This window comes from Candidatus Manganitrophus morganii (assembly GCA_021651055.1).
Lineage (GTDB): Bacteria > Nitrospirota > Nitrospiria > SBBL01 > Manganitrophaceae > Manganitrophus > Manganitrophus morganii.
Window position 1 is genome coordinate 2,687,363 of record JAJHOH010000001.1, and the last position, 24,633, is coordinate 2,711,995.

The 24,633-nt window shown below is 58.5% G+C and carries 20 protein-coding genes; 12 read left to right on the top strand and 8 right to left on the bottom strand.

Annotated features, from left to right (window positions below):
• Positions 1-207 precede the first annotated feature (207 nt).
• Complete coding sequence (locus MCM46_12410) at positions 208-2,325, top strand: DUF6067 family protein (protein ID MCG3112609.1); 2,118 nt, start codon at positions 208-210, stop codon at positions 2,323-2,325.
• 69 nt (positions 2,326-2,394) lie between these two features.
• On the opposite strand, the gene MCM46_12415 is transcribed toward MCM46_12410, so the two are convergent.
• The 3 genes from MCM46_12415 to MCM46_12425 all read right to left on the bottom strand — a co-directional run bounded on the left by MCM46_12415 (position 2,395) and on the right by MCM46_12425 (position 6,442).
• Positions 2,395-2,631 (bottom strand): hypothetical protein, encoded by a 237-nt coding sequence (locus MCM46_12415; protein ID MCG3112610.1) that lies wholly within the window; start codon positions 2,629-2,631, stop codon positions 2,395-2,397.
• A gap of 57 nt (positions 2,632-2,688) precedes the next feature.
• Entirely contained in the window at positions 2,689-3,783 is a 1,095-nt protein-coding gene (locus tag MCM46_12420; GenBank protein MCG3112611.1) for an SDR family oxidoreductase, read from the bottom strand.
• Between the two features lie 514 nt (positions 3,784-4,297).
• Positions 4,298-6,442: a YCF48-related protein gene (locus MCM46_12425; protein MCG3112612.1), complete on the bottom strand. Its 2,145-nt coding sequence runs from the start codon at positions 6,440-6,442 to the stop codon at positions 4,298-4,300.
• 231 nt (positions 6,443-6,673) lie between these two features.
• Between MCM46_12425 and MCM46_12430 the strand changes: the two genes are divergently transcribed.
• Both MCM46_12430 and MCM46_12435 read left to right on the top strand, forming a co-directional pair.
• The gene (locus MCM46_12430; protein MCG3112613.1) at positions 6,674-7,543 is read left to right on the top strand and encodes a 50S ribosomal protein L11 methyltransferase; all 870 of its coding nucleotides are present in this window, start codon (positions 6,674-6,676) and stop codon (positions 7,541-7,543) included.
• A 47-nt stretch (positions 7,544-7,590) separates the two neighbouring features.
• The gene (locus tag MCM46_12435) at positions 7,591-8,352 is read left to right on the top strand and encodes an rRNA pseudouridine synthase (GenBank protein MCG3112614.1); all 762 of its coding nucleotides are present in this window, start codon (positions 7,591-7,593) and stop codon (positions 8,350-8,352) included.
• A gap of 46 nt (positions 8,353-8,398) precedes the next feature.
• Here MCM46_12435 and MCM46_12440 read toward each other — a convergent pair whose 3' ends face one another.
• The 3 genes from MCM46_12440 to MCM46_12450 all read right to left on the bottom strand — a co-directional run bounded on the left by MCM46_12440 (position 8,399) and on the right by MCM46_12450 (position 10,989).
• The gene (locus tag MCM46_12440) at positions 8,399-9,172 is read right to left on the bottom strand and encodes a hypothetical protein (protein ID MCG3112615.1); all 774 of its coding nucleotides are present in this window, start codon (positions 9,170-9,172) and stop codon (positions 8,399-8,401) included.
• A 209-nt stretch (positions 9,173-9,381) separates the two neighbouring features.
• Positions 9,382-10,359 (bottom strand): metallophosphoesterase, encoded by a 978-nt coding sequence (locus MCM46_12445; protein ID MCG3112616.1) that lies wholly within the window; start codon positions 10,357-10,359, stop codon positions 9,382-9,384.
• A gap of 12 nt (positions 10,360-10,371) precedes the next feature.
• The gene (locus MCM46_12450; protein MCG3112617.1) at positions 10,372-10,989 is read right to left on the bottom strand and encodes a nucleotidyltransferase; all 618 of its coding nucleotides are present in this window, start codon (positions 10,987-10,989) and stop codon (positions 10,372-10,374) included.
• Between the two features lie 201 nt (positions 10,990-11,190).
• Here MCM46_12450 and MCM46_12455 point away from each other — a divergent pair, with 201 nt between their 5' ends.
• Genes MCM46_12455 through MCM46_12465 form a run of 3 tightly spaced genes read left to right on the top strand, consistent with a single transcriptional unit; the run spans position 11,191 to position 14,623 of the window.
• A complete protein-coding gene (locus tag MCM46_12455; protein MCG3112618.1) occupies positions 11,191-12,585 on the top strand; it encodes an MmgE/PrpD family protein in 1,395 nt (464 codons plus the stop codon).
• Complete coding sequence (gene prpB, locus MCM46_12460) at positions 12,582-13,484, top strand: methylisocitrate lyase (GenBank protein MCG3112619.1); 903 nt, start codon at positions 12,582-12,584, stop codon at positions 13,482-13,484. The genes MCM46_12455 and prpB overlap by 4 nt, the downstream gene beginning before the upstream one ends.
• Complete coding sequence (locus tag MCM46_12465) at positions 13,481-14,623, top strand: citrate synthase (protein MCG3112620.1); 1,143 nt, start codon at positions 13,481-13,483, stop codon at positions 14,621-14,623. The genes prpB and MCM46_12465 overlap by 4 nt, the downstream gene beginning before the upstream one ends.
• A gap of 14 nt (positions 14,624-14,637) precedes the next feature.
• On the opposite strand, the gene MCM46_12470 is transcribed toward MCM46_12465, so the two are convergent.
• A complete protein-coding gene (locus MCM46_12470; GenBank protein ID MCG3112621.1) occupies positions 14,638-14,901 on the bottom strand; it encodes a hypothetical protein in 264 nt (87 codons plus the stop codon).
• A gap of 353 nt (positions 14,902-15,254) precedes the next feature.
• On the opposite strand from MCM46_12470, the gene MCM46_12475 reads away from it, so the two are divergent.
• Positions 15,255-15,638 carry a response regulator gene (locus MCM46_12475; GenBank protein MCG3112622.1) on the top strand — a complete coding sequence of 128 codons (384 nt, stop codon included), beginning with the start codon at positions 15,255-15,257 and terminating at the stop codon, positions 15,636-15,638.
• A gap of 52 nt (positions 15,639-15,690) precedes the next feature.
• On the opposite strand, the gene MCM46_12480 is transcribed toward MCM46_12475, so the two are convergent.
• On the bottom strand, positions 15,691-17,187 hold the full coding sequence (locus MCM46_12480; GenBank protein ID MCG3112623.1) for an NFACT family protein: 1,497 nt from the start codon (positions 17,185-17,187) through the stop codon (positions 15,691-15,693).
• Between the two features lie 139 nt (positions 17,188-17,326).
• Here MCM46_12480 and MCM46_12485 point away from each other — a divergent pair, with 139 nt between their 5' ends.
• From MCM46_12485 to hutI, 5 genes are all read left to right on the top strand, one after another.
• Complete coding sequence (locus MCM46_12485) at positions 17,327-19,681, top strand: endonuclease MutS2 (GenBank protein MCG3112624.1); 2,355 nt, start codon at positions 17,327-17,329, stop codon at positions 19,679-19,681.
• A gap of 178 nt (positions 19,682-19,859) precedes the next feature.
• A complete protein-coding gene (locus MCM46_12490) occupies positions 19,860-20,531 on the top strand; it encodes a lytic transglycosylase domain-containing protein (protein ID MCG3112625.1) in 672 nt (223 codons plus the stop codon).
• A gap of 104 nt (positions 20,532-20,635) precedes the next feature.
• Positions 20,636-21,646 (top strand): formimidoylglutamase, encoded by a 1,011-nt coding sequence (locus tag MCM46_12495; protein MCG3112626.1) that lies wholly within the window; start codon positions 20,636-20,638, stop codon positions 21,644-21,646.
• Positions 21,646-23,331, top strand: coding sequence for a urocanate hydratase (hutU, locus tag MCM46_12500; protein ID MCG3112627.1), 1,686 nt, complete (start codon positions 21,646-21,648; stop codon positions 23,329-23,331). Before MCM46_12495 ends, hutU begins: the two co-directional genes overlap by 1 nt.
• Before the next feature lie 36 nt (positions 23,332-23,367).
• Positions 23,368-24,621 (top strand): imidazolonepropionase, encoded by a 1,254-nt coding sequence (gene hutI / locus MCM46_12505; protein MCG3112628.1) that lies wholly within the window; start codon positions 23,368-23,370, stop codon positions 24,619-24,621.
• Positions 24,622-24,633 lie beyond the last annotated feature (12 nt).

Genomic DNA, 24,633 nt, shown 5'->3' on the forward strand with positions numbered 1-24,633 from the left:
TTACAAAAATCATCGATAAAACCCTGCTAAGTGTTTTCACACCCCTGTACTAAGACAATTCCCAATAGTCACAAAAATAATCTCTGTTATCTTTGGCCGTGGGCTTACTGTAGAGCTTGTTCTCGGTAAGGAGACTTTTCCGCGATCATCGCCCGGAGGGGGGGCGCTCCCCCTCCTTATCATCAACGCCTATGTAATGGAGGTGGAATGAGAGAGAGAAAGTCTGTTTTCGCAACCACGGCCCTCGCCGCGCTCACCCTTTTTGTGTTGCTCTGGTCCGCCGGCGCGGCCGATGCGATGACCGTCTGGACGGAGCATGCCACCGTCAAAATTCGAAGAACAACTTCTCCGAAAACAAACCAGACCGCCGCCGTCCTGAAAGCGGCCAGAAACGAATTCGAAGCCTTCCAGCTGGTGGTGACGGCGAACAGCGGCGCCCTTTCGGGTGTCGATGTAAATGTGAGCGATTTGCGCGACGCTCACGGCAATACGATCCCCGCCGATCAGATCATGATTTATAATCAGGCTTACATCAACGTGGCCACCGTTTCGACCATCCAGGGGGGGACGGGAGAGTGGCCCGACGCGTTGATTCCGAAGAAGGATGCCTACTTCGGCGAAGTCCGAAACGCCTTCCCCTTCTCTGTCGCATCCGGCAGAAGCCAACCGGTCTGGATCGAGGTCTACGTTCCGTCCACGGCGACGGCGGGGGTCTATTCCGGCTCGGCGACCGTGACGGCCTCCGGACGGAGCCCGGTGATCGTCCCGATTCAGCTGACCGTCTGGAATTTTACCCTTCCTTCCACTTCAACCCTCAAGTCGGCGCACTCCATCGATTACCACCTTGTGCCGGTCGGGCACGGTTTGGGTTCTTATACTTCCCCCCCCAGTTCGAGCCATCTTAGACTGGTAAAGCTCTACGCGAAAGCCAATCTGCTTCATCGGCTGACGACAAATTATCTGCCGGCGCCGCAAGCCATGGGGGGGCTCTCCAACAGCCAGATCGACTGGGGACCGTTCGATACGACCTTCGGCCCCCTCTTTGATGGGACGGAGACGCTTCCGGGGGGAAAGCTCCCGGGGGCAAAGATGACGAGCTATAGTATGTCTTTCTCGGGACAAGATACGAACACCACTTTTCTCCGAGGCATCGCGACGCATGCGAAGGCGAAGGGATGGTTCGATCGTCTCTTCCAGTACACCCTCGATGAGCCGAGCACGAGCGCCCATTGGCAGACGATTCGAACCCGGGCCAACGCCCTCCATCAGGCCGACCCCGAACTTATGGCGGGGGTCACGACCAGCATTCAAAACGCCACCTCGAACAACGTGGCGGGTCTCATCGACCTGTTCATCCCGACCATCCGGTTCATGGACAACAAGCCGTACGGACGGGAACCGGGGGGCGAGGTCCCCGGCGGCGCGGGAACCATCGGGAATCAGCGGAGCAAATATCCCCAAGAGACCTGGTGGTATCAGGCCTGCGGCAGTCACGGCTGCGGGATGGTGGGGGGGGGAGTGTTCGACTCGGAGGGGTACCATCTCGATTGGCCCAGCTATATGATCGATCTCCCCGCTCTGTTCAGCCGGATCATGGAGTGGATGAGCTTCAAATATAATCTTCAGGGAGAGCTCTACTACGACATGGTTTACGCCTTCGGACAGAGAGATCCTTGGGTCGGCCAGTATGATTTCGGCGGCAACGGCGACGGGACCCTCTACTATCCGGGGCGGCCGAACAAGATCGGCGGGACGAGCCACATTCCAATCGAGTCGATCCGGTTGAAGCTTCTTCGGGAGGGGATGGAAGATTACGAATATATGCATCTCCTAAAGACCCTCGGGGAGGAAGCTTATGCCGATGAGCAGGTCGCCCAGGTGGTCACGAATGTCTACACCTGGAGCAAGAACCCGCTCCTCCTCTACGACGCCCGTGAGAAAATGGGGACGCGGATATCGGTTCTCCAGGGTGGAGCGAATCCTGCACCGACCCCCGAACCCCCTCCGCCGGCCGATCCCGGTTCCGATCCGGACCCTGACGCCGGGGCGGGGGCCGGATCGGGAACGGACCCTGATCCTGATTCGGAATCGGATCCTCCCATTTCGAAAGATCCCGATCCAATCTCAAAAGATCCCGGTCCGATTACCCCCTCCACTGGAGAGAGCGGATCTTCTTCGGGTGTGCAATTTGGCGGGTGCAGTCTCTTGCGAACGACGGGGGAGGCATCCCGCCCGATGGAAGCGGTCGCTTATCTTCTCCTCTTTTTCTCCCCCTTCTGCGGGGTGGTTTGGAGGAAGATTCGGGTTTTGGCTCGACTCCGCTAAACGTTGAACGGGAGAGGGATTCTAAAGATCCCTCTCCCGTCTCTCATTTAAAAACCAACCTGAATGATTCTAAGGGACGTGGTCCGGCCCGTAGACGGTGAAGCCGTGCAGCTCCAGGACCATCTTCGCTTGATCGGCCTCGGCCCGATCGGCAAACCACCAATCGAATTTTTCCGCTTTCTCGGCGGCGGTAAATTCCGAGGTCGCAACCCGGTAAGCGGTCTGATTTTCATCGTTCATGGGAAACTCATCGATACCGACATGCCACAAGGCCGACTCGCCGCATGGATCTTCTTTCTTCGCCATCTCTTTCTCTCTATAAAAGGGATTTTCTAAAATGAGGATGCAACGCCATCCTTTTCCTTAAGGGATAGAGCGACCGAACATCCGACCGGCGATCGCGTGTCCAACGGCTTCCGCCAGCGGGCTTAGGAAATCGATCATGCGTGGCGCGCTTCTCCTCGGAAGAGCGGTTCTCATGCCGAGACGAAACCATGCCATCAGCAAGATCGGTGCAAGGATCGCCGCTCCCCCTACGGCGGAACGGCGAAGGGAGAGGTGACCGTTGACCTTCCATCCTCCGCGAATACCGGTCCACTCGGGGATCGGTTCGAAGAGGTTCCCCGCCGTGGGAGGAATCGGTTGATCTTTCATGAGCTGCATTTTGTCGGTCATGACCGCAAGTTGTCGCTCCGTCATTTCAGGCGCCAGCAGAGATTCGAAACTCAGCGTGCGGGCCGCATTGCCGACGTAAACCTCATGGCGCGGATTCTCTGCCAGACGGATGAACGTTTCGGCGACCTGGTCGGGCGTATAAACCGGGGGGAGCGGCTTGGCGGCGCGGCCGGTGTAGTTGCCGGCATGCTGGTAGAGAGGCGTGTCGATGCTGGCCGGAACCACCGTGCAAACATGGATGTTCTCGGCCCCCTCCAGCAGGAGCTCTTGTCTCAGACTCATGCTCAGGCCTCGGACGCCATGATTGGCGGCGACATAGGCGCTGAGGTAGGGTTGAGAGAGTTTGGCGGCGAGAGAGGCATTGTTGATCAGCACGCCGCTTCCCTGCTCGCGGAAGTAGGGGAGCGCGGCCCGTGCCCCATGGATAAAGCCGAACAGTTTTGTCTCAATCACACGCCGGTAGGCCTCGATCGGTGCATCTTCAAAACGGGCGAAAAGGGTGACGGCCGCATTATTGATCCAGACATCGAGCCGACCGAAATGCTCCACGGTGCGCCGCGCCAGATTCCGAACGGCCGCTTCATCGGTCACGTCGGTCGGCACCGCGAGCGCCTTTCCACCCAAGTTTTTGCATTGCGTGACAATTTCACGCAACGGTTGCTCCCGCCGAGCGGCGATGACGACCGATGCTCCCTTTTTCGAGAAGGCCAGCGCGGCGGCGCGGCCGATACCGCTTGAGGCACCGGTAATGACGATCACCGAATCGCTGATCCTCCTACGCATCGAACCCTCCTTGCCGGTGAATAAGTGGGATATTTAGGATGATTAAAAAGCAATATCCGTACCGGATGAAGGTGCCTGTTTCTCCTTTGCTTTCGCCAAGAGAAAGAGGGAGAGGGGATCGAGTGATCTTAATTTGAGAGAGACATCACTGGGGCGGAAGAGGATGAGTGTGTCGGTGGCAGGAAGTTTGGATCAACATGCATGAAAGTGCGTGATTTTTACCTGCCGGTAAGATGGGCGGGATTATCTCTGAAGATGGGTGGTGTTCTGGGCGACTTCCGGCTTGGCGGTTTTGACCTCCAAGGCCCGGACCGCGCGTTGGAGCAGCCAAATCTTAAAATGAATCCGTAATTGAACAAAGGGGGTGAACATGTTAAAGGTTCCTCCGATGAAACGCGTTTTCTTCTTCGTGTTGAAGGAAGGGAAACGATCCGGCGATCATTTCTCCCGATGTTGTATATTACTGTATGGTATAAATTCATTTTGAGCAATCCCCTCGAAAGAGGGGGGCGGGTCAATCCCCGCCGGACACCGTCCTGAAGACCTGACCCTGACCCGCGATCCAGCCGTTGTTCTGATCGAAGAAAAAGACCCGGCGCAGTTGGCTGGACGTCCCGCTTGTCTGCTGCCTCCAGCTTGCTCCTCCGTCACCGCTGTGGAGAATCAGCCCGCCCCACCCCGCCATCCAAATGTCGGAGGGGGAGAGGAAGGCAAGACCGTAATAGGCGTTGGAGAAGTTCGACGCCGATCTCACCTGACGCCATGTTTGACCCCCGTCGGTTGTCTGCAGGGCATTGGCGCGGGCCGTTCCGTTTCCCCCGACCGCCCAGCCGATCGGCCCTGCCGAGCCGTCCGCGTTTCGGCTGAATTTAAGGTCAAAGAGACGGCCGTTTCCTTCGAGTTGTCCGCCGTTTTCGGCCTCATAGAGGTACCGCCACGTCTGCCCGCCGTCGGTGGTGTGCCCGAGCATCCGAAGCCAGCCGGTCGCGCACGGTTCGTCCGCCTCCGATCCGCCTCCGATCCAGACTTCGTTCGGGGAAATGACATCGACCGTAAAGAGATGGGGATTATAAGAAACCACGTCCGGCCGCGGCTGACCGGCCTGCGAATGTCCCGCCGGATAGGTGCACGGCACCGGAAGGGGGCGGACGGCGCTCGTCTGCGGGATGGCCCGCCAGGTCGCCCCGCCGTCGTCGGTTTTGAAAATGAATCCGAAGCGTCCGACGGTCCACCCATTCCGGGCGTCGGCAAACCCGACCTTGCGCAGGTAGACGCCGACCTTTTTGCTGCAATATTGTTCTGTGCTGTTCCAAGTCGTGCACCAGTCTTGATGGTCCCATGTTCCGTCTCCGTTGCGGTCTCCCCAGTAAACGCGATGCAGATGTTGCTCTACCCAGGTGGCGCCGCCGTCGGTCGTCTTAAAGATTGCCTCCGGCCAGCCGACCGCCCATCCGGTCCGGGCGTCGGTAAAGAAAACATCGTAGAAATCAATCGGCGCGGCGTCTGGCGAAGGCGATCCGTTGAAAACCAGGTTCTTCTGGAGTACCCAAGTGGCGCCGCCGTCGGTGGTGTGGGCGATCACCTCGTCGATTCCGACGGCCCATCCTTCGGAGGCGGAGACGAAGTGAACCCCGAAGAGATCGCCATTCACCCCGCTGCGCCGCCAACCGGCTCCGGGCGGCGGGGGAGGAGACGGCGAATTTGCCGTGATGGTGGCGGACGTTCTCCCGAGAGCCCCTCTGTTGTCGGCCACTTCGAGCGTGGCCGTGAACTCGCCGGTGCTCTCATACGTGTGGTTAATGACCGAGCCCTGTACGGAGGGAGAGCCGTCACCAAAAGTCCAAGTATAAGAGAGAATTGAACCGTCGGGGTCGGACGATCCTGCGGCGTCGAAGGTGACCGTGAGGGGGGCGATCCCGCTCGTCGCGGTGGTCGTGATCCGAGCGGTGGGAGCAATGTTGTCGGCGCTCACCATGACCACCGTTGAATTGTTGATGCCGTTTTCCGCCGTCGCAGTGACGGTGGCGCTTCCGGCCGCCAGCGCCGTCGCCGATCCGCGCGGGTTGATCGATATGACCTCCGGAGCGCTGGAAGTCCATGTAAAGGTCACGCCGGGGATTTGTTTTCCATCGGCATCTTCCGCCGTTGCGACGAACTGGGCCTGGTTGCCGACGAAGAGCGGCTGAGATGGGCCGGTCAGATCGATTGAGGCAACGGGAGGGAAAGGGGAGGGCGGCACGACGTTTAAGGTTGCGGGGTTGCTGGTTACCTCTCCAATGAAGGCGGTCAACGTCGTCGTCCCCTCTTTGAGTCCCTCCACGGAGCCGTCCGAAGAGACCCGCCCGACCGTCGGATCGGCGATTTTCCAGGAGACCGCGATCCCCCTTATTGCTTCACCCGCTTCATCGAGGACGGTCGCCGCGAACGGCCGGATCTCTCCGACCAGAAGGGTCGCTTCCGTCGGGGCGATTTCTATCTTTGAGACAACCGACGGCTGTTTCGATCGGGAATCGGGCAGTTTGGGATTGGGTGAAGAGGTTGAGGCGCCGCTCCCGCAGGCGATGAGGAAGAGTGACAAGAAAAACGGCGCGAAGACCCGGAAAGAAGTGGTGAGTTTGAATAGAAACGAGATGAGACGGCGAGAGAAAACAGGGTTCACAGTTTCTTTCTTACAGAAAGGTCTATTCCGATCGAATGATGGTTCACCCTCTTTCGGAACTACTCCGAGAGAGTAGCAAAGCCGATGCCATCCGCTAATTTCCGAATCATTCGGAAATTAGCGAAGGAGTGGCGCCTCGGTTACAACGGCCTGATTTTCTTTGCAGAATAAATGCAATGATTTTCCGGATCGGAATGGAGCCTCCGCCCGGTTCCATGTTACAATCGCCCCATGTCCACCGAAGGCGCCCATTGGCGAGAGATCACGGCGACCGTGCCGGCCGAGGATGAAGCGCGCGTTTCTGCCTTTCTCATTGAACAGGGAGCGGGTGGAGTATGGGTTGAATCGAATGGCTCCCAGGTGCATCTCCATGTTTTTTTCCCTCTCCAAGAGGGGGGAAGAGTCGACGCCGTCCGGAAAGGGCTTCGCCGACTGGTCTCGAAGGGGAAGGTCGCATTCCTCACCGCGCTCCGGCCGGAGGAGGCATGGCAAACCGCTTGGCAGAAGCATTCCGTCCCGGTTCAGCGGATCGGGAAACGTTTGTTGATCGGCGCGACATGGCATTTCCCCCTTGCGAACCGTTCCGGGCGAGAGGTTATTCGACTGACGCCGGGAATGGCTTTCGGAACCGGAACACACGCGACGACAAAAAGCTGTCTGATCCTCCTGGAAAAACGGCTCGGGGATGAGGAGCGGGGGAGGCTCCTCGATATCGGGACGGGGAGCGGCATCCTGGCGATTGCCGGGGCGAAATTGGGCGCGATTGGAGTGACGGCGGTCGAGGTCGATCCGGTCGCTCTCGCCGTGGCCAGAGAAAATGCGCGGATCAATGGGGTGGCTTCCAAAATCGTTTTCCGCGAGATGCTTCCTTCCCGTTCCCGCTATCGGTGGGTCGTTGCCAATGTCACGGCGCCGGTCTTGATCGCGTTCTCTGAAGCCGTGACCGATCGGGTCGGCCCGGGAGGAACGCTGATTCTCTCCGGAATACTGGCATCGGAATGGCGCGGCGTGTTTCTCCGATATCGCGAGCGCTTTACCCTGGTTCGAAGAATACAAAGGGGAGAATGGATCACCCTTCTTCTGGAAAAGAAAAAAAAATAGCGAAAAGGGGTCGCCCCGGCTCTCCGGGACGCCCGCTGGAGCGAAAGGTGAGTCTGGGGCGCGCCCTCTCGAAGCTCGGTTTTACCTCGCGCAGCCAGGCGCGGCCGCTGATCGAATCGGGGCGGGTCTCCGTGAATGGGCGATTGATTCGAAATCCGGAGGTCCGCGTCGATCCCGATCGGGAGGTGATCCGGGTGGATGGGCAAATCATCCGCTCTGCGGCCCCGGTTTATCTGATGATGCACAAGCCGAAAGGGGTGGTGACGACCCGTTCGGATGAAAGGGAAAGGAAAACCGTCTATGATCTCCTTGGAAAAGATGAACAGTGGCTCTTCCCGGTCGGTCGTCTCGATAAAGAGACCTCCGGACTGTTGCTCCTGACCAATGATACGCAGTGGGGAAATCGAATCACGGCGCCGGAATCAAAAGTTTCCAAGATCTACCATGTGAAGCTGAACAGGCAGATCTCAGAGAACGATTTGGAGCGGCTTCGGTCGGGTGTCGTTCTTGAGGAGGGGCAAACCGCCCCCGCGGAAGCGACCCGCCTGAGGCAGGCTGAAGGTAAGGAGTGTATTTCGCTGGCCCTCCGGGAGGGGCGAAACCGCCAGGTGCGCCGGATGTGCGAGGCGCTCGGCTATCAGGTTGAAGATCTCATCCGGGTCCGAATCGGCGATCTGGCATTGGGAGATCTCCCGACGGGGGGGCATCGACCGTTGACCCCGGCGGAGGTCCGGCGGTTCGCGGCTCCTTCCAAAACAAACCGCTTTAAAAAAGACGCGTCGCTTCCCGATCTATCATTAGATCGATGAGGGCGACGCGCCTTGATCGTTCAGGAGAATCTTTCAGAATCCCCCCTCAGGTTCTTACCGGCCGGTCGTAATAACCGCGCCGCGAGAATCCGAGATGTCCTCCCCAGACAGCGGCCCCGAGAGACAAGAGCGCCGTGATGAAGAACCACCATGCTGCGGCGGCACCAAACTTCGCGGTTGTTTCGCCAGCCTCCGCCGCTTGCTGCTTCATCTGCTCGGGATTGCCGAGTTGATCGACGGCGCTTTCCGCCTGTTCCCGCGACATCTGGGTGGTATTCATCAGGTTTTGAATCATCGACTCACGGTCCATCTCCGCTCCGCCACCTGCACCGCGTCCCACGTTTTGATCCCCCTGTCCCATTTGTGAGGCGGCCCCTTGTGCGCCTGCCTGGACACCCTGCCCGACCACGCCCATGAGACCCCCAAGGGCCGTGCCGACCCCCATCGTGGCGATCCAAATAAAGAAGATCAGCGAGAGCGACCAGACGAGGGCGCCCTGGAGGGAACCTTCACCCCGTTCAGGAATCGACGTGTAGCGGCCCGCGACCCAGGCACCGATAAAAACAGAGATGATCGACGAGAGAATCGTCCAAATTCCGGCCCCGATGCCGATCGCGGCTCCGGAAGTTTGTCCCTCTGCGCCGACCATGCTTAATCCGATGGCGACACCGAGTGTGTTGAGTAAGATCTGCGTCACCGTAGCGATAAAAAACCCGGCAATCACCGCACCCCACCCGATTCGACTCACCGGATAGAGGGAAGATTCTCTCGTTGTTGGATAAGGCTCTCTATACGGCTCCCTGACTCCTTCACGTTCCATTTCCATTATGAACCTCCTCTTCCTCGACAATAAATTGCTGCTATTGAAAAAGGAAAAATGGATTTGTAATACCCCTATATAAGATTTTGCAAAAAGGGTGCCTCTAAGGAAGTGAAGGGGATGATGGAGTCTGAAGGCAATGTGGTAGACCGGGCCAGAATGCGCCCGCCTGGATGGGAAGGATCACGTCAGATTCGGTATTTCTCCTCTTACGAATGTGTTTTTTTTGCACGTGGAGAGAGAGAATAGAAGAGGTTGGCTTTCTTGAGCATCGGGATGGCGGCATTGCGGACGGGGATTCCTCCGCGGGTCATGCCTCGTTCTCGACCGTGGTGCGCATGGCCGTGAACGACAAGATCGGCTCCCGCTTCGTCGATCGCTTTTCCCAAGAGATAGCTCCCCAAGAAGGGGAAGACCTCGGCGCGCTCGCCGGCAAGGGTCTCTCGGATCGGCGCATAATGGAGAAGCGCAATTTTGAGATCGGTCTCCAAGGAGAGGAGGGTTTCCTTCAACCGGCTGGACACCTTTTCGGTATGGGCGATAAAATGTTTCATCTCCGGCTCGCCGAAGACGGTCCCGCAGGCCCCCTCGAATCCCCCCGCGAACCCCTTCGTCCCGGCGATGCCGATCGACAGCTCCCGGCAGTGAACCACGGTGGAATCTCCTTCCAAGACCGTGACCCCGGCTTCTTCCAACAGTCGATGGACCTCTTTGACTTGATTGCAGTGATAATCGTGGTTCCCTAAAACGGCGACGATCGGGATCCGGAGTTCTTTTAAGTCTTCGACGAGGACGGCGGCTTCTTTAGCGGTTCCCGTGTCGGTCAAATCGCCGGCCAAAAGGAGAAGATCGGCCTCTCCCTCCAGCTTCTGGAAGTGAGAACGAAGCTTCCCGCGTGAGAGCGCGTCGTAGTGAAGGTCGCCCGCTGCCGCGATCCTCACATAGGGGCCTTCCGGTGGGGGGGCTTCCGGCGGGATCGGCGGGGTGAGCTCGCTGATGACCTCAAAATCGGGCAATTGCCGCTGAACGACCGTTCGCGCGTACTCTCCTTTCTCCGGAGAGGAGACCTCTCCATAGAGAATGATCCGCTTCCCCTCGATCTGGACCCGGACGTTCAGAATGCCGACATGGGGGTCGGTCGCAAGGGTCTGCCTGATTTTTTCCCGGAGATAATGATCTTCTGTCATCGCTTCCTCAAATCATTCAAGATAGGTATGCAAGATGTCCAAGACGGCGCGATCGGGGACCGGCAGATCGATTGATTGCGCATAGAAGAGAAGACCCAAGACCCGGCGGGGTCCATGTTTGGCGCGCCGTTTTAAATAGTCCCAATCGATCTTTCCGGATTTGATTACATCGAGGGCGTCGAACCAGTGGTGTGGGCCGAACTCTTCCGTGGCCAGGCTCTTCATGACGATGAGATCTTCGGCGGGAAGAATCGGAATTCGCTTTCCCATAAAATCGATCGGCGTCGCCCTTCGAAAGGTCTCGTCATCGAGATAAATATTTCCCGCCGATTTAAAAATGATATCGATGGGAACGTCGTCTTTCTTGGCTTTGTAGAGCCATTTCGGGTCGGTCATCTCGGTCTTAAACCCGATCTGGTCCAGGGCGCTGAGCAGCCGCTCGGCATGCTCCGGCCGCACGAAGATATCGATATCTTTTGTCCGTCGCTCCCTTCCCAAACATTTGGCGGCAAGGCCTCCTCCAAACACATAAGGTATTTGGGTTCGTTCCTGCACTAGGATGAGATCATCCAGCACGCTTTGGATGTCGTCATCTTCGATTAATTTGCGTGGGGATGGTTCTGTTTGCATGGAAAATACTCCCGGGTGGAAAAGAGGCTTGGCGACGCGCAACTCAGAAAAAAATCGAGAAGGACGAACGCATATTGATTATAACATGGTGAGTTAACGGGGAGGAAGAGGGGCGGTTCAAGCAAACGATCCACGGTTGCATTGACACTTCCCGCAAAGGTTTGTAGACTAAAACCATCGAAAATAAAACAAGGAGGAGCGATGGCCCACACCGCCCATCCCAAAGTCGATTCCACGTTGGCAGAGCGGCTCGCGCGTTTTAGCCGCGAATTATCTTACCGCCATCTGCCGCCGGAAGTGATTCATGAGGTGAAGCGCCGCCTGATCGACACGCTCGGCTGCGCCTTCGGCGGCTGGAAAGACCCCCCGGCGAAGATCGCACGCAAGGTGACCCGGTCGGTCCGGTTCCGAGAAGGTGCCACGCTCCTCGGGGAGGCGCATCGAACGACGGAGGACCTTGCCGCCTTCGCCAACGGCACCGCCGTCCGCTATCTCGACTATAACGACACTTACCTGTCCAAGGAGCCGGCCCACCCGAGCGACAACATTCCGGCCGCTCTGGCTGCGGCCGAGGCCGCGGGGCGGGGCGGAAAGGCGCTGATCGAGGCGATCGTCCTCGGCTACGAGATTCAATGCCGTCTCTGTGACGCCGCCGCCCTTCGTCCGCGGGGATGGGATCATGTGACCTACGGGGCCTTCTCCAGCGCGCTGGTGGCGACCAAGCTCTGGAGACTGACAGAGGCAAAGACGATCCACGCCGTCGGCCTGGCCGGCACGCCCAATCAGGCGCTCCGCCAGACGCGGGTCGGGGAGATCTCGATGTGGAAGGCGGCGGCCTTCGCCAATGCGGCGCGCAACGGGCTTTTCGCCGTGGAGCTCGCCCGGCTGGGGATGACCGGTCCGGCGCCGATCTTCGAGGGAGAGAAAGGTTTCATGCGGATTGTTTCGGGCGAGTTCGACCTCCCGCCGCTCCATCCGTCCGGTCCGTTCAAGATCATGGAAACGTACATCAAATATTTCCCGGTGGAGTACCATGCCCAGAGCGCCGTCCAGGCGGCGCTTCTGCTGCGGGAGCGAATGGGAGGGGGGATCGATTCGATCGACGCGATCACAGTCCGCACCCCCGATATCTCTTATGAGATCATCGGGCGCGACCCGGAGAAGTGGCATCCGAAGACCCGGGAGACGGCCGATCACTCCCTTCCCTATTGTGTCGCGGTCGCTCTGATGGATGGAGAAGTGGGGCTTCGGCAGTTTGGACCGCGGCGTTTGATCGATCCGAAACTTCATCTCCTGATCCAGAAGGTGCGTGTCCTCTCCGACCCCGATCTCTCCGCCGCTTATCCCGGCGCCATTGCGAATATCGTCGAGATGGAGGCGGGGGGAAGACGCGAGATTGAGCGGGTCGACCACCCGAGAGGCCATCCGAAGAATCCGATGACCGACGCCGAGGTGGAGGAGAAATTCCGGCGGTTGGCCGGCCGGCTCCTTTCGAAAAGACAAATTGAAGGGGTGCTGGCCCGGATTTGGGCGTTGGAGAAGGTGAAATCGATGGGGGAAATTTTAAACCTGCTGAAGGTGAGGGGGAAGGGATGACCTCTCCCGGCAGACGGCTCCGGCAGATCATCGAAAAGCGCACCCTTCTCCTGCCGGGGGCGTTCAACGCCTTCTCCGCGGAGTTGATCGAGCGGGCCGGCTTCGAGGCGGTTTACATCTCCGGGGCCGGCCTTGCAAACGGGGTGGCGGGGGTTCCCGACGTCGGGCTTCTCTCTCTGGCGGAGGTGACGGCCCAGGCGGCCTATATCGCGCGGGCGGTGAAGATTCCGGCGATTGCCGACGCCGATACCGGCTTCGGCGAAGGGATACACCTGGTCCGGGCGGTCGAGGCGTTCGAGACGGCCGGGGTGGCCGGGATTCAGATCGAAGACCAGGCTTTCCCGAAACGATGCGGTCATCTGCCCGGAAAAAGTCTGATCCCCGCCAGGGAGATGGTTCAGAAGATCCAAGCGGCGACCCGCGCGCGGCGCGATCCCGATTTTCTGATCATCGCCAGAACCGACGCCAGGGGGGTGACCGGCTTTCGTGATGCCGTCGATCGGGCGCGCCGTTACCTCGACGCCGGCGCCGATGTGATTTTTCCGGAAGCGTTGAAGTCGGCAGAGGAATTTACGAAATTCGCGGAGAAGATCAAGGCCCCTTTGTTGGCGAACATGACCGAATTCGGCAAGAGCCAGCTTCTTTCCGCCGAAGAACTTTCAAGGATCGGCTATCGGTTGATTCTCTTCCCGATGACCCTCTTTCGAACGGCGGCAAAAGCGATGGAGGAGACCCTGGAGGTGCTGAAGAAGGAGGGGACGTCGAGGCGATTGCTGGGGCGGATGCAGAGCCGCCGAGAGCTCTATGAAGTCATCCGATATGCCGATTATGAGCGGCTCGATCAGGATCTGGCTTCCCAGAAACCCGGCCCGAGGCGAAGCAACCGGAGGAAAAAATGAGTGACGTTCGCAAAGGGGACGCCGATCGGGTTTATCATGGGCTCGAAGGGATTCTGGCGGGAGAGTCCGAGATTTGTGACGTGGAGGAGACGACCGGGGGACTCTTCTATCGCGGCTACCGGATCGAAGATCTTTCCGAGCGGGCCTCGTTCGAAGAGGTGGCCTATCTTCTGCTGATGGGAAAACTGCCCAATCGAAAAGAGCTCTCCGATTTTTCGGGGGAGCTGGTCCGGTCGCGCCCGCTTCCCGAAACCGTCCGCCGTTTTCTGAAGACCGTTCCGACCTCCGCCGGCCCGATGGACATGCTCCGGACTGCGGTTTCCTTTCTCGGGCTCAACGATCCCGATCGGGGATCGAACGACCGCCCGGCCAATCTTCGCAAGGCGATCCGGCTGATTGCTCAGATCCCCTCGCTTTTGGCCGCGTTCCGGCATGCGCCCGAAGAGCCTCCTTCTTCCGATCCGTCCCTGTCGCACGCGGCGAGCCTTCTCTATTTGATCACCGGAAAACGGCCCGATCCGTTCTCGGAGAAGGTGATGGAGATCTCGCTGATTCTTTATGCCGAACATGAATTCAACGCCTCGACTTTCGCGGCGCGGGTGACCGCCTCTTCCCTCTCCGATATGCACTCCGCAATCACCTCGGCGATCGGGTCGCTCAAGGGACCGCTGCACGGCGGCGCGAACGAGGCGGTGATGAAGATGCTTCTGGAGATCGGCGGGATTGAAAACGAGGAGCGATACATCCGTGACCGCTTGGCCCGGAAGGAGCGGATCATGGGGTTCGGCCACCGGGTGCTGAAGGGGGGGGATATCCGATCCGATATCATCAAGAGATATTCAAAGGAGTTGGGGGAAAAGAAGAACGACCGAAAATGGTTTGCGCTCTCAAGCCGGATCGAGGAGAGAATGCGGCAGGAGAAGGGGCTTCATCCCAATCTCGATTTCTATTCCGCTTCGGCCTACTACCTTCTCGGCCTTCCGGTCGAGTTCGACACCCCGCTTTTTGTCTGCAGCCGGATCGCCGGCTGGTCGGCCCACGTCATCGAACAGCACGACCACAACCGATTGATCCGCCCGCGCTGCCTTTATACCGGCCCCAGGGAGCTTCCTTACCTCCCGATCGAAGCCCGCCCATAAAAGCTCCGCATTCGTCAGAGGGTCTGCAACTCCGCTTGTAGCTGTTTTGCCAACAATCCGGGATCTTCCGCCTTTGCAACCGCCTCCTGAATCATTTCTCTCAGGTATCGGTTCATTCCGACTTTTTGAATCAGATTTTCAAAGAATCGCGTCTGGTCGAGCTGCGTACTCTCTTTCAAGGTCTGGACCAGTTCGGGCTCGAGCGCGATGGAATAATCTCCAACGTGGAGGTAAGCGGGATAGATGGGGCCTGGGAGCTTTTCAAATCTCAAGTTCATTGGATCGATTCTCCTTTTGAGGATAAGGCGAAGCCGGTTAAGCGGTCGCCCTTCTGGTCGGACCGGCGGTTGCCGCGAGCAATCGGCGCGAACAATCGAATTGATAAGGAGCCAACGCCTTATCTTAATCCTTCAGAAATATTTTTCAAGCTCTTTCGGGATTTAACCCCAGCCGGAGGCGTTTTTCTATGAGAGAAACCCTCTTTCCTTGCGAAAAACAGGGGCCTCACTATTTTTACGTATTTTATTGAAATCGGGTTTCTCCATTGATTAGAATAACAACATTTGCTTCGTTGCATCAGTTGGGTGAGGGGAAAGTCTCCTCTGATGCGGGAATGGGGGAGGGTGGTTCTTTGTCAAAGCGGATTCTGATTGTCGATGACAATCAAGATACGATCCATATTTTAACGGTGATCTTAAATCAGGGGGGGTATTCCACCTTTGCGGCCAGGGACGGCGTCGAGGCCCTCCAAAAGATTCAGGAAGCGGCGCCGGCGCTTATTCTCTTGGATATCATGATGCCGAAGCTGGACGGTTTTGGGGTGATGGAGGTCATGCGGGGCGATTCAGGGATGAGTCAGATTCCGGTGGTGGTGATCTCGGCGAAAGTCGATCACGCTTCCAAGGCGCGCAGCATGGAATTGGGGGCGAAAGATTATATCGTGAAGCCGATCAATCCGGATGAAATCCTCTTGAAGGTCAAAGAGCACTGTCCCGCGTTGAAGACATTAGTGTGAGGAAAGTTGATCTTCTTCCCTCCGGATTGATCCGATTCATCCTTTATTCTTCTCAAAGGGTGCTGGCCAAGAGGCGCTCCAGCCGCTTCGGTTCGATCTCAATGTAGATGTTTTTCTCCTGGGAGACGAGGACGGCCCCCGGCTTGGCCCCTTTCGGTTTCTGGATATACTTCCGAAAGGTATAAACGACATCTCCCTTCCCCTCTTTCCTCCCGTCGCTGAAATGAAGCGCCAGGGTCGCCGCGTCGAGCAGGGTCTGGTAGGGGATCTCCTTCCCTCGGTCCATCCGGACGATCAGATGGGACCCGGGAACGCCGCGGGCGTGAAACCAGAGATCGTTTCCCCGCGCCGTCCGGAAAGTAATCTCTTCGTTTTCCCGATGATTTCTTCCGACGATCACGCTCCAGCCGTCTGCCGAGAGAAAGGTGGGAGGGCCGGCCCGCTTCCCCTTCTCCCTTCGGGTCGGGACGGGCGTTTTTCCCGCCATGGCGACGGTCCCCCCTTCCAGAAGGACCGTTCGATTCCGTTCCAGCGCTTCCAATTCTTTTTTCGTCTTCTCCCTCTGCGTCTGAAGGGCCGCCTGCGCCGCCTGGGCTTTTTTATATCTCTTGAAGAACCGTTCCAGATTTTCCGACGGGGAGAGGGCGGGGTCCAACGAAAGAGTCATCTCCGCCTGATCCGGATGCGCTGGATCGGGAATCTTCACCTCAGTCATTCCTGTCCGGACTTGGCGAAGATGACCCTTCAGGAGCTCTCCTTCGTAGCGAAACCGGTCGGCTTTTTCGGCCTCGGCCAGGCCGATGGAGATCTGCTGTAACTTTTTCCGGCAGCGGCGAATTCCCTCATCGATCAGGGCCGTCAGCCGCCTCTTCTCTTCCTCCGCGGCCGTTTTTTCCTGCAGGGGGCGATAGGTGGCCTCCACCGACCGGTTGAATCGGTGGGGACCCGGTTCGACAAGGAGAATCTCCGTTTCTTTAAAGAGACCGGTCGGATGCAGCGCAGGAGGGAGGTAGGGGAGACCGACCTGTAAGGCGCGCCCGGCGGGAGGGGGGAAGAGCGAGCCCAAAACAATCCCTTGATGGTCGATTAAAAAGAAATTCGACGCCGTCCCCATCAGCTCCGCGACCAGAGAGAGGGTTTGCGTCTCTCCTTCTTTCGTTGATGAAGGTGGTAGGGCATCGCCTCCGACTTCTTGTGACGTTTCCGTCTTTATCTCCGTTCGGGTCGAAGGCCAGGCGCAGGTCATTCGGACGATCCGGTCTCCTCCGATCTGTTCAAGAGAGACGATCTGTTTCCATCGAAGATGCGCCCGCAGGAGTTGGCAGAACCGGGGAGGGGAGGAGGGGTTGGGATGTTTTTCGTTGGTCAGGTGGATTCGGGAGAAGCGCCGCTGTCCGGAAAAGTAGAGGTGATATCTCTCCCGCCGATGATGAATCTCGAAAACCAGGCTCCAGGGTTGGGGCTGATCGATTTTCTGAAGGACCCCGCCCCGCAGCGTGTCCCCGATCTCTGCAAGGACCTCCCCAATCTGTCCGGCGCTGAGCGACATTCGTTTGACCCTTTTCCAAGCGTTGTGTTAATTTACCTCGTTGCGAAGTCCTGATTGTACCGGGACGTTTTTATTTAAGCAACCTGGTCAGGCTTGCGCATCGCTGAAGTGGATCATTAGAAGAAGGAACAAGATCGACATGCAATCGAACCCTCTCTACGAACAGTCATTCACCTCACTCGGCTGGCCCGAGATCGTTGAATTTCTCGCCCGGCAGGCCGCGTTGCCGATCACGGCGGAGCGCTGCCGCGCCCTCCCTTTCCTGGAGGAACCGGGAACGGTTCGGGAGCGGCTTGCGGTTGTTTGGGAGGGGGTTCTCCTTTTAAAGGAGGGGAGCCATATCCCTCTCTCCTCTTTTACCGATCCCCGCCCATTCTTGGCCCGCGCGACCAAAGGAGCGGTTCTGGAGGGAATCGAGTTGCGGGGGATCCATGATCTGCTCGAACAGGCCGAGTCGGTCCGCTCTTTCTTGATCCGAAAAAAAGAGGAGGCTTCCCGCCTTTTTCAGATCGCGGTGCAACTGGAGCCGCCGGCCGGTTTAAGACAAAAGATCGCGGCAGCCGTCGACCCGGAGGGACGGATTCAGGAGGGAGCGACGCCGGCCCTCCGCGCCCTGACCGCCGAGGCGGCCCGGGCGCGGGAGGCGATCACCGATCAGCTCGAAAAGATTCTTCGATCGGCCCGTTATGAAAAACTTTTGCAGGAGCCGTATTATACCGAGCGGGAGGGACGGTATGTCCTCCCCTTCAAGATCGCCGATCAGAACAAAGAGGGAGGGGTCGTTCATGATCTCTCGGCGAGCGGGGCGACCGCATTCGTCGAACCGAGAGAGCTGGTCGGGTCGAACAACCGCCTGAGGGTCGCCCAGTTGGCGGTCTCCCGTGAAGTGGAGCGGATCTTGCGATCGCTCAGCGAGGGGGTCGGAAGAGAAGCGGGGCGGCTTACGCGGAACCTGGAGATCCTTGCCGAGATCGATCTGCTCCGCGCGTCGGCGAACCTGGCCGAACGGATCGGCGGGATCTGCCCGAAGGTGAATGCCGGGGGTGCGATCGGTCTCTTCGAGGCCCGGCACCCGCTCCTCCTGCTCTGGAAGGGAAGCATCGTTCCCAACGACATCCTTTTGGAAGAGGGGCGCCGCGCCTTGATTCTCTCCGGTCCGAATACCGGCGGGAAGACGGTCCTCTTGAAGACCGTCGGCCTTTTGGCGCTGATGGTTCGAGCCGGTCTTCCGATTCCATGCCGGGAGGGTTCGGAGATTCCCCTCTTCCCGGCGGTCATTGCCGACATCGGCGATGATCAAGATCTCTCGCGCGACCTTTCGAGCTTCTCGGCCCACCTCCTTAAAATTTTAGCCATCCTGGAAACGGCTCCGGGTGGATCGCTGATTCTGCTCGATGAATTGGTCACTTCGACCGATCCCGCCGAAGGGGCAGCCCTCGCCGCGGCGATATTAACGGAGTTGGCCGATCGGGGAATGCGGATCGTGACGACGACGCATTATCCCTCCCTCAAAGGACTGGCCCAGGCCGATCCTCGATTTTTGAATGGAAGTCTTGCCTTCGATCTGGAACAACTCGCCCCCACGTATCGCCTGGTGTTAGGAACTCCCGGTCGAAGCGCCGCCCTGGAAATGGCGGCCCGTTTGGGGCTGCCCGACTCGATCCTTGCGCGAGCGAAAGAACATCTTCGTCCCGACGAGACGACGCTGGAACGGATCATATCCGAACTGGAGCGAGAACGTCGTAAGGCGGAAGAAGAGCGACAACGGTGGGAGGCCCTCCGAGCGGAGGCGGAAGCAGCGGCCGCCGCGCAAAAAGAAGGGGCCGCCCGCTGGGCGATGAGCGAGCGGGAGATTCAGAAAAAGGTCCGTCAAAAAGTCGCAGAAGCGGTTGCGGAGGCCCGATCCGAAATTGCAACGCTGGTGGCATCTCTAAAGGAGAAGCGTGATCCGGCCCTGATCAAGAAAGGTCAGAGTCTCCTGATGGAAATAGAAAAAAAGGCCGGCGGCACGGCGGCCCCGAGGGAACCCTCATCCGCTCCAATGCCGTTACGGGCCGGCCAGCGGGTTGAGATCGTCCCGCTCGGCAAGCGGGGCTTTTTGCTCGATGCTCCGGAGGGATTAAAAAAAGTCCGTGTTCAGATTGGAAGCCAGACCCTTTCTGTCTCACCCGATGCCATTGAGGGGGTCCTGGAGGAGAACGTAGAAGAGATTCCGACGGCCCCGGCATTTAAATCGGCGGGGTCGTCCGAGTCCACCGTGGATCTCATCGGGAAGCGGGTGGAGGAGGCGCTGGAGATTCTGGAGCGTTTTTTGGATCGGGCGATCCTGGGGAACGAACGGGAGATCCGCCTCGTCCATGGACATGGAAGCGGAAAGCTAAAAAAGGCCGTTCGGGAATATTTACCAACCTCGCCCTACGTCGCGCGATTTCGCCCCGGGGACCTTCTGGAGGGGGGAGATGCCGTCACGATCATTACCCTGAAGGAAGAATGATCGCTTCCTGCTGAAATCAAAGAGGATTCTCCCGATCTTCTTTTTTTACAGGGCGATCTTTCTATCCCTTTCTAGATTATCCCTATTAGGGGTTGCCGATCCCCTCGAAAGAGGGAGTTGACTCGGCGGGATAATTTTAGTAAAGTAGCGCCGCATGATACAAAAAACGAAAAAATATATGAGACCTTGCTTTTTTACCCTCTCGTTGGGATTTTTTCTTCTCCATCCTTTCTCGACCGAGTTTTCCCAGACCGCCTCTTTGCCGATTCATTCCTCTTCCGTTGAATTGTCGCCGGCTCCTCAGGAAATGGACCTCAAGGCGCGGGAGAAAAAGGTTCTGCAGATCTTATCGAATTTCAAGACGGGACTGCGGCCGGATAAAAAGCGGGAGCTGGCGACCTTCATTAATGAAGAGAGCCATCGGTACGGCTTCGATCCGGAATTGGTGATGGCCGTCATCTCCACGGAGAGTTCCTTCTATAATTGGTCGATGTCGCCGAAGGGGGCGGTCGGTTTGATGCAGATTATTCCGACGACCGGAAAAGCATTGGCCGAAACAAACAATATCGTTTGGCACGAGAAAGATCCCCTTTTGGACCCGTTCATCAATATCAAATTGGGGATTCATTACCTCTGGGAGCTCTACCTGAGATTCGGTGATCTTCCCGTCGCGTTGACGGCCTACAATTACGGCCCTACGGCCGTGGCGCGCTGGCTCCATTCGGGAGAGGAGATCCCTGTGAAGTATGCTGAAAAGGTCATCAAGCGTTACGAAGAATTCCTCGGCTTAAACGTGGAAGAGAGCGCGGAGCCTGAGGAGGAATCTTCATCCGATATCACCCGCCTCTAATCTGATTTTCTGAAGAAAACGTCTTTTCGATCCCTCCGGTCGTCCGGGTCCTTGCTTGCCTCCCTTCTTGCCATCCGACCGTCGATTTGTAATAATGATGGACGATGAAGATTCCGCACGTCCAGCCCGCTAAAATTCAGATCTATGAAAAGCCCGTCAGTGGTGCCGATATCCGAATTCGGCATCTTCTCCCGCCATACGAGGGGCAACCGGTTGTGGCAGGCCTTCTCGGAGCGCCGTCGGACGCCGGCGTCGTTCAGGGAGGGGGTCGCGCCGGCGCCGCCGAGGGGCCTTCGGCGATCCGGCTTCAATTAAAACGGTATGGCACCGCCTACAACTTCGAACAGGACGCCGATCTCTCAACCCTTCCTTTGGCCGATTTCGGTGATCTTGTTCCGGACGAGAAATCGGTGGAGCAGACCCACCTTCGCCTCACCGCCGCGGTGGAGGCGATTATCGACCTCGGCGCCATCCCGATCGTCCTCGGAGGGGGCCACGATTTAACGTTCGGCGGCGTCCGGGCGCTCTCCCGGCGGACCGAGGGAACCGTCGGCGGATGGACCCTGGATGCGCACTTCGACGTTCGGGAGGCGGTGAGCGGCATCCCGACCAGCGGCACCCCTTTTCGAAATATTCTCGAAAACTTAGGAAATGTTCCCGGCGATCACTTCATCGAAATCGGCGGGAACGGCTTGGTCAACGCCAAGGAGCACTTCGATTATCTGATCGGCAAGAGGGCGCGGATTTTTTCTCTCTCCGAGACCCGCCGGAAGGGGATCGGTGCGGTGATCGAGAAGACCCTTCAGATCGCCGGCCATGGCGCCGAAAAGATTTTTTGCTCAATCGATATCGATTCGGTCGCGCAGGCCTTTGCCCCCGGCGTCTCGGCCCCCTCCCCGGACGGGTTCACCCCCGAAGAGGTTTTTCTGGCGGCCGCCCTCGCCGGTCTTCATCCGAAAACGGCCTACTTCGACATCATGGAATTAAACCCGATCTTTGATCAGGAGGGTCGAACCGCCCGTCTGGCGGCTGCCCTGATCCTTCATTTCTTGGCGGGGCTGGCCAAGCGGGAGAAGAGGGAGAAGAAGGGGATCGGTTTTATGCGGAGAGAATAATGAATCGACCGATGTTCGAGGAACTCCGACCCCCCGATCCCATCCATGCCCCGATCGGAACCCGGCGGAGCTGCAAGACCTGGGATGCCGAAGCGGCGCTCCGGATGTTGATGAACAACCTCGACGAGGGGGTGGCGGTCGATTGGAAAAACCTCATCGTTTATGGCGGGACGGGCCGGGCGGCGCGGAACTGGAAAGAATACCATCGAATTGTCGCCGCGCTGAAGTCGTTGGCGCCGGACGAGACCCTCTGCATTCAATCAGGGCGGCCGGTTTATGTCGCCAAGACCGATCGGGAGGCGCCCCGTGTAATTTTGGCCAACAGCAACCTCGTTCCGGCCTGGGCGACCGCCGAGGAATTCGATCGGCTCGATCGGATGGGCCTGATGATGTATGGGCAGATGACGGCGGGGAGCTGGATTTACATCGGCACGCAGGGGATTCTGCAAGGAACCTATGAGACCTTCGCGGCGATCGCCAAACAGGCTTTTAAAACCGAGTCGCTCTGCGGAAAATGGATCTTGACCGCCGGGATGGGGGGGATGAGCGGGGCGCAGCCGGTGGCGGCGACGATGAACGAAGCGGTCATCCTCGACGTCGAAGTCCGGCCGGAGCGGATCGAGCGGAAGGTGAAGGAGGGGTATTGCGATCGGATGACCGATCGGTTGGATGAGGCGCTCGAATGGGTTGCCACCGCCTGTCGCATCGGCCAGCCGCTCTCGATCGGACTCGTTGGAAATTCCGGGGAGGTTTATCCCGAGCTGGTCCGGCGGGGGAAAATCCCCGACATTGTCACCGATCAAACGCCCGCGCACGATCTCCTCTCATATCTCCCCATTGGCGATGTCGCCGAGCTCGACCGGCTTCGGGAGCGCGATCCAAAAGCGTATCGCCAAAAATCGCTCGACACGATTGCTCGCCATGTGGAGGCGATCTTGGCAATGCAGTCGGCCGGGTCGATTGCCGTTGATTACGGCAACAATCTCCGTGCGCAAGCGGCCGCCGCCGGTGTGCCGGTTAAAAATCCCGACGGCTTGTTTAAGTATCCGGGGTTTGTTCCGGCCTACATTCGTCCCCTCTTCTGCGAAGGGAAAGGGCCGTTCCGATGGGCCGCCCTTTCCGGTGATCCGAAAGACATCCATCGGATCGACCGAGCGTTGAAGGGGGCCTTTCCGAAAGACCGGGCGCTCAAACGATGGGTCGATCTGGCGCAAAGAAAAATTCCGTTCACCGGCTTGCCCGCGCGGATCTGCTGGCTCGGCTATGGGGACCGGGCGAAGTTCGGTCTGATCATCAACGATTTGGTCCGAAAGGGAGAGGTCAAAGGTCCGATCGTGATCGGGCGGGACCACCTCGACTGCGGGTCGGTTGCCTCCCCTTATCGTGAGACGGAGGGGCTGGCCGACGGCTCCGACGCCGTCGGCGACTGGCCGCTTCTTAATTTCGCTTTGAATGCCATCTCCGGCGCGTCGTGGGTCTCGTTTCATCATGGCGGCGGCGTTGGGATGGGGAATTCCCTCCATGCCGGCATGGTGATCGTCGCCGATGGGACCAAGCGACGGGCGCAACGATTGGAGCGGGTTCTCACCGTGGACCCGGGAATTGGCGTGGCCCGGCATGTCGACGCCGGTTATGATCTGGCCAGACAGACCGCACAAAAGAAAAAGATCAAAATCCCAAAGTAGTAAATCCGTTCCTCTTATTTAGAAAAGGACAATGCAATGCCGTTTGCGTTCGATCTCGCGATTTTGAACTGCGGCGAGCTCCTTACGTTGGCAGGGGAGCGCCGCGAGCCGAGGCGCCGGTCAGAGTTGATAGAGCTCGGTCTGATTCAAAACGGGGCCGTCGGGATCTCCCGTGGAAAGATCGCCTGGGTTGGCACGCAGAGGGAGTATCGCCGACAAGGGCGCGCCCGGCGGGAGATCGATGCCTGCGGAAAAGTCGTCCTGCCCGGCTTCGTCGATCCGCACACCCACGCCGTTTTTGCCGGGAGCCGGGAGGGGGAGTGGGCCGAGAAGCTGCGCGGGGTTCCTTATCTTGAAATTCTCCAGCGGGGAGGGGGCATTCTCAGCACGGTGGAGGCGACCCGCGCCGCGTCACTGAAGTCGCTGACGGAAACCGCCGAGCATTTTCTGAGACAGATGCTGGCGTGCGGGACGACCACGGTGGAGATCAAAAGCGGGTATGGCCTTGATCTTAAAAACGAGGTCAAAATCCTGAAGGTGATCGAGCAGCTCAAAAAGCGGGTCCCGATCGATCCGGTCCCGACCTTCCTGGGGGCGCATACGATTCCGAAGGAATATTCGGATCGGCCCGAAGCGTATGTCGATCAGGTCATCGAAATGCTCCCGGCCGTCCGGGGGCGGGCCCGGTTCTGCGATGTGTTCTGCGAGGAGGGGGCCTTCAATGATGACCAAACCCGGCGCATCCTCGAAGCGGCCAAGGGCGAAGGATTTGGGATCAAGCTTCATGCGGGGGAGTTTTCCGATCAGGGGGGGGTGCGGCTGGCGGCGGAGTTCGGGGCGGTGTCGGTCGATCATCTCGATCACATCCGGCCGGAGGAGATGCCGCTCTTGGCGCAAAGCGGCGCCGTCGGTGTTCTTTTGCCGGGGGTGTCGCACTTTCTCATGTCGAAACATCTTCCGCCGGCGCGCGCCTTGATCGAAGCGGGGGTGCCGATTGCGCTGGCGACCGATTTTAATCCCGGCTCTTCACCCACCCTTTCGATGCAGGAGATCATTCATCTGGCGGTGCGCGATTTCAAGTTGAGTGCGGCGGAAGCGATTTCGGCGGCGACCATTAATGCGGCGCATGCAGTGGGGATGGGAGAGGTCGTCGGGAGTTTGGAGGTTGGGAAACAGGCGGATATTCTGATTCTCGATTTAGAACATTATGAACGGTTGCCTTATTTCTTTGGGGTAAATCATCTGGAGAAGGTTTTGAAGAAAGGAAAGGTAGTTTATTCATCGTGCTGAGCGTCGGGACGA

Excerpts from the sequence above, each read along its gene's own strand:
- MCM46_12410 (MCG3112609.1), top strand. The coding sequence starts at position 208 with ATGAGAGAGAGAAAGTCTGTTTTCGCAACCACGGCCCTCGCCGCGCTC.
- MCM46_12415 (MCG3112610.1), bottom strand. The coding sequence starts at position 2,631 with ATGGCGAAGAAAGAAGATCCATGCGGCGAGTCGGCCTTGTGGCATGTC.
- MCM46_12420 (MCG3112611.1), bottom strand. The coding sequence starts at position 3,783 with ATGCGTAGGAGGATCAGCGATTCGGTGATCGTCATTACCGGTGCCTCA.
- MCM46_12430 (MCG3112613.1), top strand. The coding sequence starts at position 6,674 with ATGTCCACCGAAGGCGCCCATTGGCGAGAGATCACGGCGACCGTGCCG.
- MCM46_12440 (MCG3112615.1), bottom strand. The coding sequence starts at position 9,172 with ATGGAACGTGAAGGAGTCAGGGAGCCGTATAGAGAGCCTTATCCAACA.
- MCM46_12445 (MCG3112616.1), bottom strand. The coding sequence starts at position 10,359 with ATGACAGAAGATCATTATCTCCGGGAAAAAATCAGGCAGACCCTTGCG.
- MCM46_12450 (MCG3112617.1), bottom strand. The coding sequence starts at position 10,989 with ATGCAAACAGAACCATCCCCACGCAAATTAATCGAAGATGACGACATC.
- MCM46_12455 (MCG3112618.1), top strand. The coding sequence starts at position 11,191 with ATGGCCCACACCGCCCATCCCAAAGTCGATTCCACGTTGGCAGAGCGG.
- prpB (MCG3112619.1), top strand. The coding sequence starts at position 12,582 with ATGACCTCTCCCGGCAGACGGCTCCGGCAGATCATCGAAAAGCGCACC.
- MCM46_12465 (MCG3112620.1), top strand. The coding sequence starts at position 13,481 with ATGAGTGACGTTCGCAAAGGGGACGCCGATCGGGTTTATCATGGGCTC.
- MCM46_12470 (MCG3112621.1), bottom strand. The coding sequence starts at position 14,901 with ATGAACTTGAGATTTGAAAAGCTCCCAGGCCCCATCTATCCCGCTTAC.
- MCM46_12480 (MCG3112623.1), bottom strand. The coding sequence starts at position 17,187 with ATGTCGCTCAGCGCCGGACAGATTGGGGAGGTCCTTGCAGAGATCGGG.
- MCM46_12485 (MCG3112624.1), top strand. The coding sequence starts at position 17,327 with ATGCAATCGAACCCTCTCTACGAACAGTCATTCACCTCACTCGGCTGG.
- MCM46_12490 (MCG3112625.1), top strand. The coding sequence starts at position 19,860 with ATGAGACCTTGCTTTTTTACCCTCTCGTTGGGATTTTTTCTTCTCCAT.
- MCM46_12495 (MCG3112626.1), top strand. The coding sequence starts at position 20,636 with ATGAAGATTCCGCACGTCCAGCCCGCTAAAATTCAGATCTATGAAAAG.
- hutU (MCG3112627.1), top strand. The coding sequence starts at position 21,646 with ATGAATCGACCGATGTTCGAGGAACTCCGACCCCCCGATCCCATCCAT.
- hutI (MCG3112628.1), top strand. The coding sequence starts at position 23,368 with ATGCCGTTTGCGTTCGATCTCGCGATTTTGAACTGCGGCGAGCTCCTT.